This window comes from Streptomyces sp. DH12, assembly GCF_020873895.1.
Classification (GTDB): Bacteria; Actinomycetota; Actinomycetes; order Streptomycetales; family Streptomycetaceae; genus Streptomyces.
Genome location: NZ_JAHWGT010000007.1, coordinates 20,967 through 37,518 on the forward strand (window position 1 = coordinate 20,967; position 16,552 = coordinate 37,518).

At 75.4% G+C, this 16,552-nt stretch carries 15 protein-coding genes; 10 read left to right on the forward strand and 5 right to left on the reverse strand.

Annotation, left to right across the window (positions count from 1 at the left end; translation table 11 throughout):
• Positions 1–3: 3 nt before the first annotated feature.
• Together LPA54_RS08060 and LPA54_RS08065 are read right to left on the reverse strand one after the other, a co-directional pair.
• A complete protein-coding gene (locus LPA54_RS08060) occupies positions 4–1,530 on the reverse strand; it encodes a hypothetical protein (RefSeq protein WP_228975249.1) in 1,527 nt (508 codons plus the stop codon).
• A gap of 194 nt (positions 1,531–1,724) precedes the next feature.
• Positions 1,725–2,432, reverse strand: coding sequence for a GntR family transcriptional regulator (locus LPA54_RS08065; protein WP_228975250.1), 708 nt, complete (start codon positions 2,430–2,432; stop codon positions 1,725–1,727).
• 189 nt (positions 2,433–2,621) lie between these two features.
• On the opposite strand from LPA54_RS08065, the gene LPA54_RS08070 reads away from it, so the two are divergent.
• The 4 genes from LPA54_RS08070 to LPA54_RS08085 all read left to right on the forward strand — a co-directional run bounded on the left by LPA54_RS08070 (position 2,622) and on the right by LPA54_RS08085 (position 6,325).
• A complete protein-coding gene (locus tag LPA54_RS08070) occupies positions 2,622–3,998 on the forward strand; it encodes an MFS transporter (protein WP_228975252.1) in 1,377 nt (458 codons plus the stop codon).
• Positions 3,999–4,086: 88 nt separating this feature from the next.
• Complete coding sequence (locus LPA54_RS08075; protein ID WP_228975598.1) at positions 4,087–4,845, forward strand: LamB/YcsF family protein; 759 nt, start codon at positions 4,087–4,089, stop codon at positions 4,843–4,845.
• Complete coding sequence (gene pxpB / locus LPA54_RS08080) at positions 4,842–5,459, forward strand: 5-oxoprolinase subunit PxpB (RefSeq protein WP_228975254.1); 618 nt, start codon at positions 4,842–4,844, stop codon at positions 5,457–5,459. The genes LPA54_RS08075 and pxpB overlap by 4 nt, the downstream gene beginning before the upstream one ends.
• Positions 5,456–6,325, forward strand: coding sequence for a biotin-dependent carboxyltransferase family protein (locus LPA54_RS08085; protein ID WP_228975257.1), 870 nt, complete (start codon positions 5,456–5,458; stop codon positions 6,323–6,325). The genes pxpB and LPA54_RS08085 overlap by 4 nt, the downstream gene beginning before the upstream one ends.
• 446 nt (positions 6,326–6,771) lie before the next feature.
• On the opposite strand, the gene LPA54_RS08090 is transcribed toward LPA54_RS08085, so the two are convergent.
• Together LPA54_RS08090 and LPA54_RS08095 are read right to left on the reverse strand one after the other, a co-directional pair.
• Complete coding sequence (locus tag LPA54_RS08090; RefSeq protein WP_228975258.1) at positions 6,772–8,190, reverse strand: HEAT repeat domain-containing protein; 1,419 nt, start codon at positions 8,188–8,190, stop codon at positions 6,772–6,774.
• A 278-nt stretch (positions 8,191–8,468) separates the two neighbouring features.
• Entirely contained in the window at positions 8,469–8,861 is a 393-nt protein-coding gene (locus LPA54_RS08095) for an ankyrin repeat domain-containing protein (protein ID WP_228975260.1), read from the reverse strand.
• A 224-nt stretch (positions 8,862–9,085) separates the two neighbouring features.
• Here LPA54_RS08095 and LPA54_RS08100 point away from each other — a divergent pair, with 224 nt between their 5' ends.
• Both LPA54_RS08100 and LPA54_RS08105 read left to right on the forward strand, forming a co-directional pair.
• Positions 9,086–9,280, forward strand: a complete 195-nt coding sequence (locus LPA54_RS08100) for a hypothetical protein (protein ID WP_228975262.1) — start codon at positions 9,086–9,088, stop codon at positions 9,278–9,280.
• Between the two features lie 46 nt (positions 9,281–9,326).
• Positions 9,327–10,904, forward strand: coding sequence for a hypothetical protein (locus LPA54_RS08105; RefSeq protein WP_228975264.1), 1,578 nt, complete (start codon positions 9,327–9,329; stop codon positions 10,902–10,904).
• Positions 10,905–11,070: 166 nt separating this feature from the next.
• Here LPA54_RS08105 and LPA54_RS08110 read toward each other — a convergent pair whose 3' ends face one another.
• On the reverse strand, positions 11,071–12,576 hold the full coding sequence (locus tag LPA54_RS08110; RefSeq protein ID WP_228975266.1) for a PLP-dependent aminotransferase family protein: 1,506 nt from the start codon (positions 12,574–12,576) through the stop codon (positions 11,071–11,073).
• A 262-nt stretch (positions 12,577–12,838) separates the two neighbouring features.
• On the opposite strand from LPA54_RS08110, the gene LPA54_RS08115 reads away from it, so the two are divergent.
• The 4 genes from LPA54_RS08115 to LPA54_RS08130 all read left to right on the forward strand — a co-directional run bounded on the left by LPA54_RS08115 (position 12,839) and on the right by LPA54_RS08130 (position 16,376).
• Entirely contained in the window at positions 12,839–13,540 is a 702-nt protein-coding gene (locus LPA54_RS08115; protein ID WP_228975268.1) for a YitT family protein, read from the forward strand.
• Positions 13,537–14,316, forward strand: a complete 780-nt coding sequence (locus LPA54_RS08120; protein ID WP_228975271.1) for a glycerophosphodiester phosphodiesterase family protein — start codon at positions 13,537–13,539, stop codon at positions 14,314–14,316. Before LPA54_RS08115 ends, LPA54_RS08120 begins: the two co-directional genes overlap by 4 nt.
• A 46-nt stretch (positions 14,317–14,362) precedes the next feature.
• Entirely contained in the window at positions 14,363–15,724 is a 1,362-nt protein-coding gene (locus LPA54_RS08125) for an MFS transporter (protein WP_228975273.1), read from the forward strand.
• 277 nt (positions 15,725–16,001) lie between these two features.
• Entirely contained in the window at positions 16,002–16,376 is a 375-nt protein-coding gene (locus LPA54_RS08130) for an RNA polymerase-binding protein RbpA (protein WP_228975275.1), read from the forward strand.
• Positions 16,377–16,552 lie beyond the last annotated feature (176 nt).

The window sequence follows — 16,552 nt, forward strand, 5'->3', positions numbered from 1 at the left end:
GGGCTAGGTGCGGTCGGCGGCCATGCCGGCCGCGTCGAGCAGGGCGGTACCGACGATGAGGTCCGCGCCGCCGAACTCGGGGTCGTCGAGCTGCGAGCCGTCGTCGACGGCGAACAGCAGGCGCTCCTCGCCCTGCCGGTAGGCGGTGCCGACCGGGGGGCTCGCCGCGTGCACCGCGAGGAGGGCGACCAGGTAGGGCAGGTCGGGGTCCTTCAGGCGGGCCTCGGCGAGGAGGCCGGAGAGCCGGCGGGGCGCGTCGTGCTCCAGGTCGAGCAGGGCCATGGCCGTCGCGAGCTGCTCCTCGCTGAAACGGCTGTCGTCGGGGGTGGCGATCAGGTCCGGCTCGGGCATCTCCGCGCCGAGGTGTTCGCGCTCGGCGGGCGGGGTGAGGAGGAGGTCGACGAGGTCGCCGAGGCGTACCGCGCCGGGGGTGCGCAGACCCGTGCCGCGGGCGAAGTAGGCGTCGGTGACGCGGGTGGCCTGCTCCAGCGGGAGCGGCAGCACGGGCGCGAGGAGCTGCCCGTAGAGGTCCAGGCCGGTACGGGCGGCGGGCTGGGCGAAGGCTTGGCGGTCCTGCTCGGCGCGGAAGAGCGGGCCCGCCTCCAGCAGGCGGGACTGGAGCTGCGTGTGACGGCGGATGCAGTCCTTGACGATGTCGACGAGCTCGGCGGCGCGCCGCTTGTGCTCGGGCTCCTCCGCCTCGTCGCGGGCCTTGCGGATGTTGGTGAGGATGGCGTTCTCGTGGCGGTAGCGGTCCGCGACGTGGTCCAGGGCCTCGTCGATCATGTCGGGCACGGTGGAGAGCCAGTCGACCGCGCGGACGTTGCGCCGGGTGGCCTCCAGGGTCTTGCGGAGGGTCTCGGCGTACTGCACGGTGCGGTACCGGGCCTGCTCGGCGGCGAGCTGGGCGTCGGCGAGCCGGCCCCGGCTGATCAGCACCTCCAGCTTGACCTCGGCGGCGATCTGGGCGCTGGTGACGTCGGTGTCGAGGGCCCCGACGAGGACGTTGACGGCTTCGTCGGTGGTGCGGAGGTAGACGCTGCCGCCGTACCCGGGCACCTCCTCGATGAGCTTGAAGTCGTAGTCCCGGCGGACGTAGACGCCGTCGGCGCCGAACGTGCCGTAGACGGCGCGGAAGCCGCGGTCGACGCTGCCGACGTTGATGAGGTTCTCCAGGACCCAGCGGGCGACGCGCTCGTGTTCGGCGGCCGGGCGGCGGGGGGCCTGGGCGGCGACGCGGGGCAGCAGGCGGGCGACGACCTGCTCGTGGTCGGCGCCGGTGTCGAAGTCCATGTTGAGCGTGACGAGGTCGATCGCCGCAAGGGCGACCTCCGCCATGGCGTAGACCGAGTACTCGCCCGCCAGGTTCGCCTTGCGGGCGTCCAGGTCGTGCAGGGGCGCGGTACAGGCGAGCGCGCGCAGGCGCCGCGCCAGTCCTTCGTCGGCGGCCGGGCCCTGCGCGGGCCGCGGCCCCGCGCTGAGCTGGGGCGGAACGAGTTCCGTCGGTTCCGTCGGGGCAGGCGAAGTCACGCTGCACAGAGTAGGTCCTCGCGGTGACAGCGGTCGAAACGGCGCGGGTCGGCGGGGGGTGCGCGGCCGGCGCGGGGCGGGCCTGCCAGGCGGTACCGGCGGACGCCCGGGGCGGTGGGCGGCGGTGCGCGGCCGGCACGGGGCGGGCCTGCCACGGCGGTACGGGCGGGGACCCGGGGCGGTGCGGGGGCGGCTCAGCCCCGGGGCGGGTCGGCGTGGGTCACGCGCCGGGCGTACACGTCGACGAGCTGGGCGCGCGAGTCGTCGAGGTACGCGCCGAGGAGTCGCTCGGCGGTGGTGCGCTCCCCCGCCCGCAGCGCGTCGAGGATCTCCCGGTTGCGCGTCAGGTACGGCTCGTGGAGGGCGTGCGGGTCGTCCACCACGTGGAAGGCGAGGCGGAGTTCGGCGAGGACGCCGCGCATCAGTTCGTCGGTGCGCTCGCTCCCGGCGAGGGCGACCAGCTCGCGGTGGAAGTGGATGTTGGCGGTGGACACGCCCTTCCAGTCGCCGGCGCGGGCGTTCCGCTCGCCCTCCGCGACGGCGTCGGCCAGCCCGTCGAGGGCGAACGGCGGGTCGCCGAGGTCGTGTACGACGGCGCACTCGACGAGGTGGCGGATGCGGTAGATGTCGACGACGTCGTCGACGGCGAGGACCCGGACGAAGACGCCGCGGTTCAGCTCGTGGACGAGCAGGCGCTCGTGGGTGAGGAGCCGGAACGCCTCGCGCAGGGTGTTGCGGGAGACGCCGAGCGCGCCGCCGATGCCGTCCTCGGACAGTCGGGTGCCGGGCGGGAAGTACCCCTCGGCGATGCGTGTGCGCAGGATGTCCGCCACCCGCTCGGCCGTGCTGGTGCGCCCCAGCAGCGCGCGGTCCTCGTGCAGTCCGCCGCCCGTCGTTCCCACCGGCACCGTCGTCCCTCCCGTGGAGCCCCAGCCCGTCTGCCGCCGCCATCGTAGATCCGGGCGGGGAAGGGGTGGCCGGAGGTGCCGGGAGGGTTGTCCACAGCCCTTGTCGGATCGTTCAACGATCCTCTACGTTGTCGGGCACCGCACGGCTCCCCAGGCACGCTCCTCACCCTCTGCGAGGTGCAGATGAGTACGACCCGGAAGACCCCGAAGACACCGAAGACCCCGCAGTCCCCTGGGTCCCCGAAGCCGCCGAGGCCCGCGGCCGGCCGGGATGGCGCGGCCGCGGAGCCCGGGCCGCCGCCCGGGGACGCGGAGGGGCCGGAGGTCGACGAGCGGCCGTTCGCTTGGCTGCGCGCCCTCGGGCCCCGCGGCCGCCGCGCCTTCGCCGGCGCGTTCGGCGGGTACGCCCTGGACTCGTACGACTTCTTCACCCTGCCGCTGAGCATGGTGGCCATCGCCGCCTACTTCCGGCTCGACAGCGGTCAGACCGGGCTGCTGACCACCGTCACGCTGGTCGTGTCGGCCGTGGGCGGCGCGCTCGCCGGCATCCTGGCCGACCGGATCGGCCGCGTGCGCGCGCTGATGATCACCGTGATGACGTACGCCGTCTTCACCGTCGCCTGCGGCTTCGCGACCGACTACGGGACGCTGCTGGTCTTCCGCGCCCTGCAGGGCCTCGGTTTCGGCGGTGAGTGGGCGGTCGGCGCCATCCTCGTCGCCGAGTACGCGTCCGCGCGGCACCGGGGGCGCACCCTGGGCGGCGTGCAGAGCGCGTGGGCGGCCGGCTGGGCCCTCGCCGTCGTCGTGTACACCCTGGTCTTCCACTTCCTCGACCCCGACACCGCGTGGCGCGTGATGTTCTGGACGGGCGCGCTGCCGGCGCTCCTGGTGGTCTACGTCCGGCGCAACGTCCAGGACGCCCCGGAGGCCGAGCGGGTCCGGCGGGCCAGCGCCCGCCGCGGCTCCTTCGCGGAGATCTTCCGCCCCCGGCTGGCGCGCACCACCCTGTTCGCGGTGCTGCTGTCCACCGGTGTGCAGGGCGGCTACTACACACTGGCCACATGGGTGCCCACCTACCTCAAGACGGAGCGCGGCCTCTCCGTCGTCGGCACCGGCGGCTATCTGGTGTTCCTCATATCCGGGGCCTTCATCGGCTACCTGACCGGCGGCTACCTGACGGACCGGATCGGCCGGAAGCGGAACATCGCGCTGTTCGCCGTCCTGTCGGCGGTGTCCATCGTGGCGTACACGAACATCCCGGCCGGGGCGGACGGGCTGGTGCTCGTCCTCGGCTTCCCGCTCGGCTTCTGCATGTCGGCCATCTTCAGCGGCTTCGGCTCGTTCCTCGCGGAGCTCTATCCGACGTCGGTGCGCGGCACGGGTCAGGGGTTCACGTACAACACGGGCCGCGCGGTGGGGGCGTTCTTCCCGACCCTGGTCGGCTTCCTCGCGGGGAGCTGGGGCGTGGGCGGGGCCCTCGTCTTCGGGGCGGTGGGGTACGGCATCGCGGTGCTGGCGCTGCTCGGGCTGCCCGAGACGCGCGGGAGGGAGCTGCCGTGACGGATGGTGGAGGAAGAAGAGGAGCGGCGAGCGCCGCCGCAGGGCGAACGGGACCGCGGAGGGGCCGAGGCACGTGACCGGGACGACGATGGCGACGATGGACCTCAACGCCGACCTCGGCGAGGGCTTCGGCCGGTGGCGGCTGACCGACGACGAGCGGCTCCTGTCGGTGGTGACCAGCGCCAACGTGGCGTGCGGCTTCCACGCTGGCGACGCGGTCACCATGCGCCGCGTGTGCGCCCTCGCCGCCGAGCGGGGCGTGCGCATCGGCGCCCAGGTCTCCTACCGCGACCTCGCCGGCTTCGGGCGGCGGGCCATGGACGTGCCGCCGGACGAGCTGGCGGCCGAGGTGGCCTACCAGATCGGGGCGCTGGAGGTCTTCGCGCGGGCGGCCGGGGCGGGGGTGGCGTACGTCAAGCCGCACGGCGCCCTGTACAACCGGGTGGTGCGCGACGGCGAGCAGGCCCGGGCCGTGGTGGAGGGGGTGCTGCTGGCCGGCGGGGGGCTGCCCCTGCTGTGCCTGCCCGGTTCGGTGCTGCACCGGTGCGCCGGGGAGGCGGGGCTGCCGGTGGTGGCGGAGGCGTTCGCGGACCGGGCGTACACGGCGGACGGCACGCTCGTGCCGCGGACGGAGCAGGGCGCCGTCCTCCATGACCCGGCCCAGGTGGTGGCGCGGTCGGTGGACATCGCGCGGTCCGGGACGGTGGCCTCGCACGACGGGTGGCCCGTCCCGGTCCGGGCCCGGTCGTTGTGCGTGCACGGCGACACCCCGGGGTCCGTGGAGCTGGCCCGGCGGGTGAGGGCGGCGCTGGAGGACGCCGGGGTCCGGGTGGAGGCGTTCGCATGAGGGCCCTGGAGGTGGGTGCGCGGGCCCTGCTGCTGGAGTTCCGGGACGGCGAGGAGGCCGGCGCCTTCCACGCCGAGTTGCTGCGGCGGCGGGCGGCCGGGACGCTGCCCCCGGTGCGGGACGTCGTCCCGGCCGCCCGGACCGTCCTGCTGGACGGGGTGGCCGACCCGCGCCGGCTGGCCGCCGAGGTCGTGGCGTGGGAGGTGCCGCCGCCGCGGTGGCGCGCACAGCCGGCGGTCGAGCTGCCGGTGCGGTACGACGGGCCGGACCTCGCCGAGGTGGCCGCGGTGTGGGGCGTGGCGCCCCGGGAGGTGCCGGGGATCCACGCGAGCGCCGAGTACCGGGTGGCGTTCTGCGGGTTCGCGCCGGGCTTCGCCTACCTGACGGGCCTGCCGGAGGGGTACGCGGTGCCGCGCCGGGCCACGCCGAGGACGGCCGTCCCGGCCGGTTCCGTCGGGCTGGCCGGCCCGTACACGGGCGTGTACCCGCGCTCGTCGCCCGGCGGCTGGCAGCTCGTCGGGACGACGGACGCCGTCCTGTGGGACCCGGCGCGGGAACCGGCGGCGCTGCTGGCGCCGGGCACGCGGGTGCGGTTCGTGGAGGAGGCCGGGTGACGGACCGGGCCTTCACCGTCGTCCGCGCCGGGACGCTCACCACGGTGCAGGACCGGGGGCGCGCCGGCTACGCCCACCTCGGGGTCCCCCGCTCCGGAGCCCTCGACCCGTACGCCGCGTCGCTGGCCAACCGGCTGGTGGGCAACGACGACGGGGCGGCCGTCCTGGAGACGACCCTCGTCGGCTGCGCGGTGCGCCCGCAGTGCGCGGTGACCGTCGCGGTGGGCGGCGCGCCCTGCCCGGTCACCGTCGACGGGCGCCCGGCGCCGTGGGGCGCGGCGGTACGGGTCCCGGCCGGCGCGCTGCTGGACGTGGGGAGCGCCGTGCGGGGTCTGCGGTCGTACGTGGCCTTCGCCGGCGGGGTGGCCGCGGAAGCGGTGCTGGGCAGCCGCTCGACGGACCTGCTGTCGGGGCTGGGGCCCGCGGCCCTGGCGGACGGGACCGTGCTGGCGCTGGGCGCTCCGCGGCCCGTGCCCGCCCGTCCCGAGGGCGTTCCCTGGCCGGGCGTGCCGGACGAACTGGTCCTGCGGGTGCGGTGGGGCCCCCGGGACGACTGGTTCACCAGTGGGGCGCTGCGCACGCTGACGTCCCGCAGGTACCGGGTGTCGGCGGCGTCGAACCGTATCGGGCTGCGCGTCGAGGGCCCTCCGCTGGAGCGGGCGAGGGCCGGGGAGCTGCCCAGCGAGGGCATGGTGCTGGGCGCCGTGCAGGTACCGCCGGACGGGCTGCCGGTGGTGTTCCTGGCGGACCACCCGACGACCGGCGGCTACCCGGTGGTGGCCGTCGTCCACGAGCCCGACCTGGCGGCGGCCGCGCAGGCCCCGCCGGGGACGCCGGTGCGGTTCACGGGCGCGGACGCCCGGTGAGGCGGGGTGTGCTGCCGGCGGACCGGGGCGGGGCCGGGGTGCGTGGACGGGGCTCTCCCGCGGGCTCCGCCGCTACGGCCCGACCGGGCTCGGGCGGGGCCGTAGCGGGGCCCATACCCGATCCCGGCCTGTGTCCCGGTAGCGGACGCCCGTCCGCGTACCGGAGCCCGTCGCTCGCCCTGCCGGAGCCCGTCGCCGTAGCCGTACTGCGGCCCGGCCTCGGAGCCCGGCCGGTGACCGGGGCCGGCCGGTGGCCGGGGCCGGCCCGAACGAACCGGAGCCCGGCCGCGTACCGGGGACCCGCCCCGCAGCGGGACGAGGCCCTCCGCGCCGAGGTCCTGCCCCGCGCGCGAGGCGCGCCGCGGGTGCCGAAGGTGCCGACCGCTGGCGGCGCCGCTCGGGCGGTGGGGCGCCGCTCGGGCGGCGGGGTACCGCTCGGGTGGGTGTCAGACGGCGGGCGCGTCGGGGCCTATGCGGCTGCGGACGGCCGTCTGCACCTCGTCCTCTTCCACCGGGTCCGCGGCGAGCCTGCGCAGCCGTTCGGCGACGCGTACGTCCCCGGTCTCGGCGTGCAGGGCGGCGATCTCCCGGGTGGTCTCCTCGCAGTCCCACAGGCACTCCACGGCGAAGCCGGTGGGGAAGGACGCGTCGGTGGCGGCGAGGGCGCGGGCGGTGCGGCCGCGCAGCTCGGACGAGGCCGTCTCGCGGTAGACGTGGCGCAGGACGGGCGCGGCGCAGCCGATGCCCAGGCGGCCGGCTCCGTCGACGAGGGGGTAGAGGGAAGGCGCGTCGGGTCCGTCGGTGCGGACGGCCTGGCGGAGCGCGCCGAGGACCAGCGGCGCGTCCTGCTCGCCGCCCCGGGAGGCGAGGACGCCGGCGGCGGAGGCGCCGAGGGCGTCGGGCCGGTGCACCCAGCCCCGGGCGCGGTCGACGGCGGCCTCGCCGCACATCCGCTCGAAGGCGGCGACGGCCGCTTCCGAGACCGTGCGGGACGGGTCGCCCGCCGCGGCCTCGATCAGGTCGAGCACGGCGGGGTCGCGGGACTCGGCGAGGTAGTGCAGGGAGGCGCAGCGGGCGCCGTCGGTGCCGGTGCGCGCGGCCTCCAGGATCAGCGGCCGGTCCTCCGGGCCGGCGACCGCGTTGAGGCAGCGGGCGGCGGGGCCGTGCAGGACGCTGCCGCGCTCCAGCCCCTCCTGCGCCCAGTCGAAGACGGCCTGGACGCTCCAGCCGGGGCGGGGCCCGGTGGGGCGCATCTGGCGCTGCCAGCGGTCGAAGGAGCCCTGTTCCCGGGCGGCGCGCACGCGGCCGCCCACGGTATCGCGGGGGTCGTCGCCCCACAGGCGCCACGGGCGGGGCTCGTAGGCGTCGCGGACGGCGGCGGCCAGCGAGGCCTCCCCGTCCGGTGTGGCCGGGAAGCGGGCCAGGACGGCGTCGGCGAGACCGCGCAGCGCGGTGTCGTCGTCGCGGAGGGCCAGCTCGTCGAGGGCCCACGACCAGTTGGTGCCGGTCGCGGTGTAGCGGCGCAGCAGCAGGAGGGCGTCGCGGCGGCCGTACGAGGCGAGGTGGCCCAGCACGGACAGGGCGAGGCCGGTGCGGCACTCCTCGGTGTCGAGGGCGTCCTCGACACCGAACAGGTGCGCCTCGACCGCGTCCAGACCGCCGTGCAGGTCCAGGTAGAGGCGGGCGTAGTAGAGGGAGCGGTTCTCGACCTGCCAGTCGTGGCGCGGGTCGTTGAGGACGCAGTGGTCGAGGGCTGCGAGGGCTTCGGCACGGGGCGCGGCGAGCGCGTGCAGCGTGCCGTCGCCGCGGCCCCTCTGCAGCAGACCGAGCAGGGTGCCGCTCGGCGCTATGACTGGTTCGAACATGGAAAACGCCTCACATCAAGCTGTCGACGCAACGGGCGCGGTCGGGTGTCCCGAAGCAACCGGGTGGGTTGGTCGCCGGTGATCGGCTAGGCCGCGCGGGAACAACATGTGGAGCCGCCCGTCGTCTTCTGCCTGGTGTCGACCATCTTCCTCTGCCTCTGCCTTCTCATCGGTGGCCCCCTGCGGGCCCGTCGTCATGATGACCCAGCGTTTTCTCCGCCGCGACCACATTTACGGCGCCGTGTCCGTCCAGGGTTCGCTGCCCGTTCCCGGGCCGTTCACCCCTGTCGGTCCTGCTCCAGCAGCTCTGTCCTGCCGAACATCCTGGCCGTGTCCAGCGCCGACGGAGTGCCGGCTTCCGGATCGGCGCCGCCTGCGAGGAGGGCCCGGATGACGCCCCGCTCGCCCTTGAAGACGGCTCCGGCGAGAGGGGTCTGCCCGCGGTCGTTGACGGCGTCGGGGTCGGCCCCGCGCGCCAGGAGGGCCTCCACCGTCGCGGCGTGGCCGTGGTAGGCGGCGAGCATCACCAGCGAGTCGCCCTTGTCGTTGGAGAGGTTCGCGGGGGCGCCGGCGTCGACGTAGGCGGCGAGCGCCGCGGTCTCCCCCCGGCGGGCCAGGTCGAAGATCTTCGAGGCGAGGTCGACCACCTCGGGGTCGGGGATGTCGCTCATCGGCGGGCCGCCTTCCGTGCTGTCCGTGCTCCGTTGCCGTGCGTACGGCGAGGTCAGCCGTACGAGTGAACCGACAGGGTACTGCCCCCTCGGGCCGTGACCCGATGTGCTCCAGTCAAGTGAAAAGGCCCAATATTCACCCGATTGCACCTTTTATCACATAGATGCTTGCTGTGAGCCTGGAACACCTCATGGTGACTGTCCCTTCAACCAGGAGAAACCTCATGATCCTGTCGATCTCCGGCGTGGTACTGCTGGGCATCATCGTCTTCCTCTTCTTCAAGAAGGACGGCCTCAAGGCGTCCCACGCCATGGTCTGCGCGCTGTTCGGCTTCTACCTCGCGGGCACCGCGATCGCGCCGAGCATCACCGCGGGCGGGCAGAGCCTCGCCAGCCTGCTGGGCGGCATCAACTTCTGAGCCGCCGAAGCACCGCCCTCCCCTTCCACGACCCCCAGGAGACGACGTGGCCAGGCGACCACTCCCCCGCATCCTGCGCAGCGGCAGCGCCTCGATCGCTCGCAGCCGAGAGATCGCGCGCACGGCCGCCGACAACGCCACCGACGTCCTCCATCCGCTGATCACGCTCTCGCGCGGCCTGCGGAAGCTGGCGGCGGCCGGTCTCGCCCGCTGGAAGGCCACCCCCAAGGAACGGCGAGGTCCCACGCTGTTCCTGGCCGCCGCGGGCGTGCTGGTCGTCGCCCTGCTGCCGTACGGGCCGCTGCTGGCGCTGATCTCGCTGATGGCGGCGGCGGCGTGGAAGGGCAGGGAACGCCCCGTCGAGCGGACGGGGCCCGACGAGGCCGAGACCGCGCGGCTGCGGGCCCTGTACGAGGCCCTCGTGCCGTACTTCTCGGTCCCCGACGACCCGAGCCCGCTCTTCTCCCACGGCGGGGAGTGGAGCGGCGCCTTCGGCGACTTCGCGTTCGACGCGGACGGCCGGCCCACCCGGCTGCGCGTCGCGTACCCGGCTTACTTCCCGGACGGCGACCCGGCCTCGCGGGCCAGGGTCGAGCACGTCCTGCACGCCAAGTGCGGGCGCGGTCGGGAGTACCTCTTCGACTGGGACGAGGAGGGCAACCGGCTGGTGATGAGCGTGCTCCCGGCCCTGCCGGGGTCGGTCGCGGCGCAGCGCTTCGTGACGGTGCCGGGTGAGACGGTGCTGGGGTTCACCGACGCCGACGCCGTACAGCGGACGGTCCCCGTCCGGGACGGCGAGGAGACCCGCGACGCCCCCGCCGTCGTCTGGCGCACCGGGCCGCGCGCGACGGAGCCGCACCTGCTGGTGGTCGGGCAGCCCGGCGCCGGCGTCAGCAGCCTGATGCGGTCGATCGCGCTCCAGGCCCTCCAGCACGACGGGGACGTGCTGGTGCTGGAGGGGTGCGGGAGCGGCGAGTACGCGTGCCTGGCCGGCCGGGACGGCGTGCTGGGCGTGGAGTGCGGGCCGGTCGGCGCGCTGAACGCGCTGGAGTGGGCCGCCCGCGCCACCGAACGGCGCCTCGCCGTCGCCCACGAGGCCCGGCAGGCGGGGCGGCCCGCCCCCGCGGAGCTGCGGCGCCCCCTGTGGATCCTGCTCGACCGGCTCGGCGTCCTCGGCGACCTGGCCGCGGCGGAGGGCCGCCCCGACCCTCAGGAGCTCCTCCAGGTGCCGCTGCGGCACGGCCGGGCGGCGTACGTCACGGTCGTGGTGGGCGAGCAGTTCGACACCGCCGACGCGCTGGGCGAGTCCGTACGGGCCCACACCCGCGCCCGCGTCACCCTCGGCGCGGCCGCCCCCGAGCAGCTGGCGGCCGTCCTGGGCGCGCCGCCCCACACCACGCCGCCGCCCCAGGTGCCGCCGGGCCGCGGGTACGTCCGCCTCGGTACGGGGCCGGTCCTGCGGCTCCAGGTCCCGGCCACGCCCGACCCGTACGACGAGGAGGCCCCCGCGCCGCACCGCCGGGCCGTGCTGGACCTGCTCGCGCAGCGCCCCGCGGAACCCCCCGCGCCCGGCCCGGCGCGGGAGTCGCCGCTGCCGGCGGGCGAACCGGCGCTCCCCGCCTGACGCGGGCCGGTACGCCGCTCGCCACCACGCCGGTACGCCGCTCGTCAACACGCCGGTACGCCGCGCGCCGGTACGTCACCACGCCGGTACGTCACTCGTGGCCGCGCCGGTACGCCGCGCCGGTACGCCACCACGCCGCTCGCAGCCCTGGCGCGCGCCCCCGCCGTCAGGCCACGAACGTCCGGGGCTCCTCCGCCGCCGGCCCGCCACTGGCGCCCGAGCGCACGGCGGCCGCGGCGGCCGCCAGCCGGACGGCCGCCTCGTCCGCGAGCGGGCCGCCGACGGTGAACGGCAGCCGGACGTACCCCTCGAAGGCGCCGTCCACGCCGAACCGCGGCCCCGACGGCACCCGCACGCCGACGCGCTCCCCGACCTCCGCCAGGCGCGAACCGGACAGGCCCCCGGTGCGCACCCACAGCGTCAGACCGCCGAGCGGCACCTCGAACTCCCAGCCGGGCAGCTCCCGGCGCACCGCGGCGACCAGCGCGTCCCGGTTCTCCCGGGCCTGGGCGCGCCGCAGGGTGACCGCCTCCTCCCAGCCGCCGGTCCGCATCAGCCAGTTGACGCCGAGCTGCTCCAGGACGGGGGTGCCGAGGTCCGCGTAGGCGCGGGCCGCGACGAGCGAGCGGATCACGTCGGGGGCCGCGCGGACCCAGCCGATCCGCATGCCCGCCCAGAACGCCTTGCTCGCCGAGCCGACCGTCAGCACCGTGCTGCCGGCCGGGTCGAAGGCGCAGACGGGCCGCGGCATCTCCGGGTCGTCCTCCAGGTGCAGCTCCACCATGGTCTCGTCGACCACGAGGACCGTCCCGGCCGAGCGCGCCGCGTCGACCAGGGCCCGGCGCTGGTCCTCGTCGGCGAGGGCGCCCGTCGGGTTGTGGAAGTCGGCGACGACGTACGCCAGCCGGGGCGCGGCGTCGCGGAGCACCTGCCGCCAGCGGGGCAGGTCCCAACCGGTCAGCCCCTCCGCCATGGCGACGGGCACCAGGCGGGCACCGGCCTCCCGCATGAGCTGGAGGATGTTGGCGTACGACGGCGACTCCACGGCGACGCGCTCGCCGCGGCCGGCGAACAGGTGGCAGATGGCGTCCATGGCGCCCATCGCACCGGTCGTCACCATGATCTGCTCGGGCATCGTCGGGATGCCGCGCCGCGTGTACCGCTCGGCCAGGGTGCGGCGCAGCGCGGGGAGGCCGGCGGGGTAGTCGCCGTGGGTGTGCGCGTACGGCGGGAGCTCCTCCAGCGCGCCCTGGAAGCCGCGGCTGAGCCAGGGCTCGGGGGCGGGCAGCGCCGCACACCCCAGGTCGATCATGGAGCCCAGCGACTCGGGGGGCAGGGGTTCGAGGCCGCGGGCCGGCAGGGGGTTGCCTGCCGGGACGGTGGTCCAGCTGCCGGCTCCCCTGCGGGACTCCAGGAACCCCTCGGCGCGCAGCGCCTCGTAGGCGGCGGCGACGGTGGTGCGGCTGACGGAGAGCGCCAGCGCGAGTTCCCGTTCGGCGGGCAGCCGGGCGGCGACGGGCACGCGGCCCTCCAGCACCAGGAGCCGGATGCCGTCCGCCAGGGCGCGGTAGGCGGGCGGCTTGCGCGTGCCGGGTCCGGCGGGGCGGGGTTGTTGCGCGGTCAGTTGACGGGCGAGCTGGGCGGGGCCCACCGCCGAAGTCCACTGGGCCATGATGTCAGTCCACCTTCCTCGGATTGGCCATGGTTGGCGGCCGTTCCCCGGCCAGAGAGTGTCACAGGCCAGTCCACCACACCAGAGCCCGGGGGTACACATGTCCAGTCCGACGACCGCACCGGAGTCGACCGAGGGGCCAGTGGGGCCTGAGGGGCATGAGGGGCATGAGGGGCCCGAGGTGTCCACGGCGGGCCACCCCCCGGAAGCCACCACCGGGCGGAGGCGCGGACCGCGCCCCGGGGGGCGGCCCGGGCGGCGGGTGCCGCGCCGGCTCGTCCAGCTCACCGCCGGCCTGCTCCTGTACGGCGCCAGCTCGGCCCTCCTCGTCCGCAGCGGCCTCGGCCTGGAACCCTGGAACGTGCTCCACCAGGGCCTGTCCCGGCTCACCGGCCTGTCCATCGGCGTCGTCGTGACCCTCATGGGCGGGGTCGTCCTGCTCCTGTGGATACCCCTGCGCCAGCGACCCGGGCTCGGCACGGTGGCGAACGTCCTGCTGATCGGCGCCGCGATGGACGGCACCCTCGCCCTCCTCCCGGACGCGCGCGGGACGGCGGCGCGCGTCGCGCTGATGGTCGCCGGGGTGGTCCTCAACGGCGCGGCGACGGGCCTCTACATCGCCGCCCGCTTCGGACCCGGGCCCCGGGACGGCCTCATGACCGGGCTCCACCGGGTCACCGGCCGCTCGATCCGGCTGATCCGCACCCTCATCGAGGTGGGCGTGGTCGCCACGGGCTTCCTCCTCGGCGGCTCCGTCGGCGTCGGGACGCTGCTGTACGCGCTCGCCATCGGGCCGCTCGCCCAGCTGTCGCTGCGCCTGTTCACCGTCCCGGCCGCGCCCGCCGGCACCGACGCCCCCGCCGCCCCCTCCCCCGCCGGAGCGCCGGACGCCACCTCCGGTACGCCCGCCGACCGTCCCGCGGTCGCCGCCGGGTCACCGGGCCGGGTGATACTGCCGCGGTGACTCGACTGCCTCGCCGCCGACCGGACCACCCGTACCTGGACCACCCCTCCCCCATCCCGTTCGCCCACCGGGGCGGCGCCGCGGACGGCCTGGAGAACACCGCGACCGCGTTCCGGCGGGCCGCCGAGGCCGGCTACCGCTACTTCGAGACGGACGTGCACACGACGGCCGACGGCCGGCTCGTCGCGTTCCACGACGCGACCCTGGACCGGGTGACGGACGCGCGCGGCCGGATCGCGCGGCTGCCGTGGAGCGAGGTGCGGCGGGCGCGCGTCGCGGGGCGGGAGCCGCTGCCGCTCTTCGAGGAGCTGCTGGAGGAGTTCCCGCAGGCCCGGTGGAACGTCGACCTGAAGGTCGAGTCGGCGCTCGCCCCGCTCGTCTCGCTGATCCGCCGGACCGGCGCGTGGGACCGGGTGTGCGTGGGCTCCTTCACCGAGGGCCGCGTGGCGCGGGCGCGCCGGGCGGCGGGCGGGCGGCTGGCCACGTCGTACGGGGTGCGCGGCGTGGTCGCGCTGCGGCTGCGCTCGTACGGAGTCCCGGCGGCGCTGCGCGCGGGGGCGGTGGCCGCCCAGGTGCCGGAGACGCAGGGCGGGGTGCGGGTCGTCGACCGGCGCTTCGTGCGGGAGGCGCACGCGCGCGGGCTCCAGGTGCACGTGTGGACGGTCAACGATCCGCGGCGCATGACCGCTCTCCTGGACCTGGGCGTCGATGGCATCATGACCGATCACCTCGGGACGCTGCGCACGGTGCTCACCGACCGGGGGGCGTGGGCCTGACCCCGGGCGGGCCGGGGCCGGGGCCGGGACGAACGAGGGGGCGCGTGTGACCGCCGAGACCACCGACCGGGAGGCCGGCGCCGACGCGCCGCCGCCCGACCGCCGACGCGAGCAGCGCGGCTGGTACTTCTACGACTTCGCCTGCTCGGTGTACTCCACGAGCGTCCTGACCGTCTTCCTCGGCCCGTACCTGACGTCGGTGGCGAAGGCCGCGGCGGACGCGGAGGGCTTCGTGCACCCGCTGGGCGTCCCGGTCCGCGCCGGGTCGCTCTTCGCGTACGCCGTCTCGGCCTCGATCGTCCTCGCGGTGCTGGTGATGCCGCTGGCCGGCGCGGTGGCGGACCGGACGGGACGCAAGAAGCCGCTGCTGGCCGCCGCGGCGTACGTGGGCGCCGGCGCCACGACCGGCATGTTCTTCCTGGAGGGCGACCGCTACCTGCTGGGCGCCCTGCTGCTGGTCGTCGCGAACGCGTCGCTCGCCGTGTCGATGGCGCTGTACAACGCGTACCTGCCGCAGATCGCCGGGCCGGAGGAGCGCGACGCGGTGTCGTCGCGGGGCTGGGCGTTCGGCTACACCTCGGGCGCGCTCGTCCTCGTGCTCAACCTGGTGCTGTACTCCGGCCACGCGTCGTTCGGTCTCACCGAGTCGGCCGCGGTCCGCGTCTGCCTGGCCTCGGCGGGTCTGTGGTGGGGCGCGTTCACGCTGGTCCCGCTGCGACGGCTGCGCGACAGGAGGGTCGCCCCGGGCGGTGGCGGGGGGTCGGTCGGGCCGGGGTGGCGCCAGCTCGTGGCGACCCTGCGGGACATGCGGCGCCATCCGCTGACGCTGTCGTTCCTGCTCGCCTACCTGGTCTACAACGACGGGGTGCAGACGGTGATCTCCCAGGCGTCGATCTACGGCTCCGAGGAGCTGGGCCTGGACCAGACGACGCTGATCACCGCCGTGCTGCTGGTGCAGGTGCTGGCCGTGGCCGGCGCGCTCGGGATGGGCCGGCTGGCCCGCTCGTACGGCGCGAAGCGGACGATCCTCGGCTCGCTGGCGGTGTGGACGCTGATCCTGGCGGCCGGGTACTTCCTGCCGGCCGGCGAGCCGGTCTGGTTCTACGCGCTGGCCGGCGCGATCGGGCTGGTGCTGGGCGGCAGCCAGGCGCTGTCCCGCTCCCTGTTCTCGCACCTGGTGCCGCGCGGCAAGGAGGCGGAGTACTTCTCGGCGTACGAGATGAGCGACCGCGGGCTGAGCTGGCTCGGGCCTCTGGTGTTCGGACTCGCCTACCAGCTGACCGGAAGCTACCGGGACGCGATCGTCTCCCTGGTGCTGTTCTTCTCGGTGGGTTTCGTGCTGCTCGCGCGGGTACCGGTACGGCGTGCGGTGGCCGCTGCGGGGAACCCCGTCCCGGAGCGAATCTGATCGGATACCGGTCCGGATTTAGACGGCGAAGTGAAAGGCCGCTAGTGTACGCCTTTGGCCTGCCAGGCGGACCGTTACTGCGTGCTCGGATACCGGGAACGCTGGGTGACATCTTCTGCCAGATGTGACAAACCGGGCATTGGTGGGTACAACAAGGGGCGGCACGACGGGCGACGCATGACCCGCAACGGGAATCTTTACCGCCGACCGGACGTTGACCGGATGACGACGACAGCGACACCTGTCCTGTGGGCGACAAGCCCGGGAGGCACGATTCATGAGTGAGCGAGCTCTTCGCGGCACGCGCCTCGTGGTGACCAGCTACGAGACCGACCGCGGCATCGATCTGGCCCCGCGCCAGGCGGTGGAGTACGCATGCGAGAAGGGGCATCGATTCGAGATGCCCTTCTCGGTCGAGGCGGAAATCCCACCGGAGTGGGAGTGCAAGGTCTGCGGACACCAGGCTCTCCTGGTGGACGGGGACGGCCCCGAAGAGAAGAAGGCGAAGCCTGCGCGTACGCACTGGGACATGCTGATGGAGCGGCGCACCCGCGAGGAGCTGGAGGAAGTGCTGGCCGAGAGGCTGGCGGTCCTGCGCTCCGGTGCGATGAACATCGCCGTGCACCCGCGCGACAGCAGGAAGTCCGCGTGACCGGTTAGCACCCGGTCACCCATCACAGCCGCGGGGCGCGGTACGCATCGGCGTACCGCGCCCCGCGGCTTTGGCGTACCCGGGCCCGGTACGGCAGGCACCCGGGCCCGGTACGGCAGGCGCCCGGGCCCGGGTGTGGCGCCGCCCTCGCGGGGGCCGGCGCCACACCCGGGCCG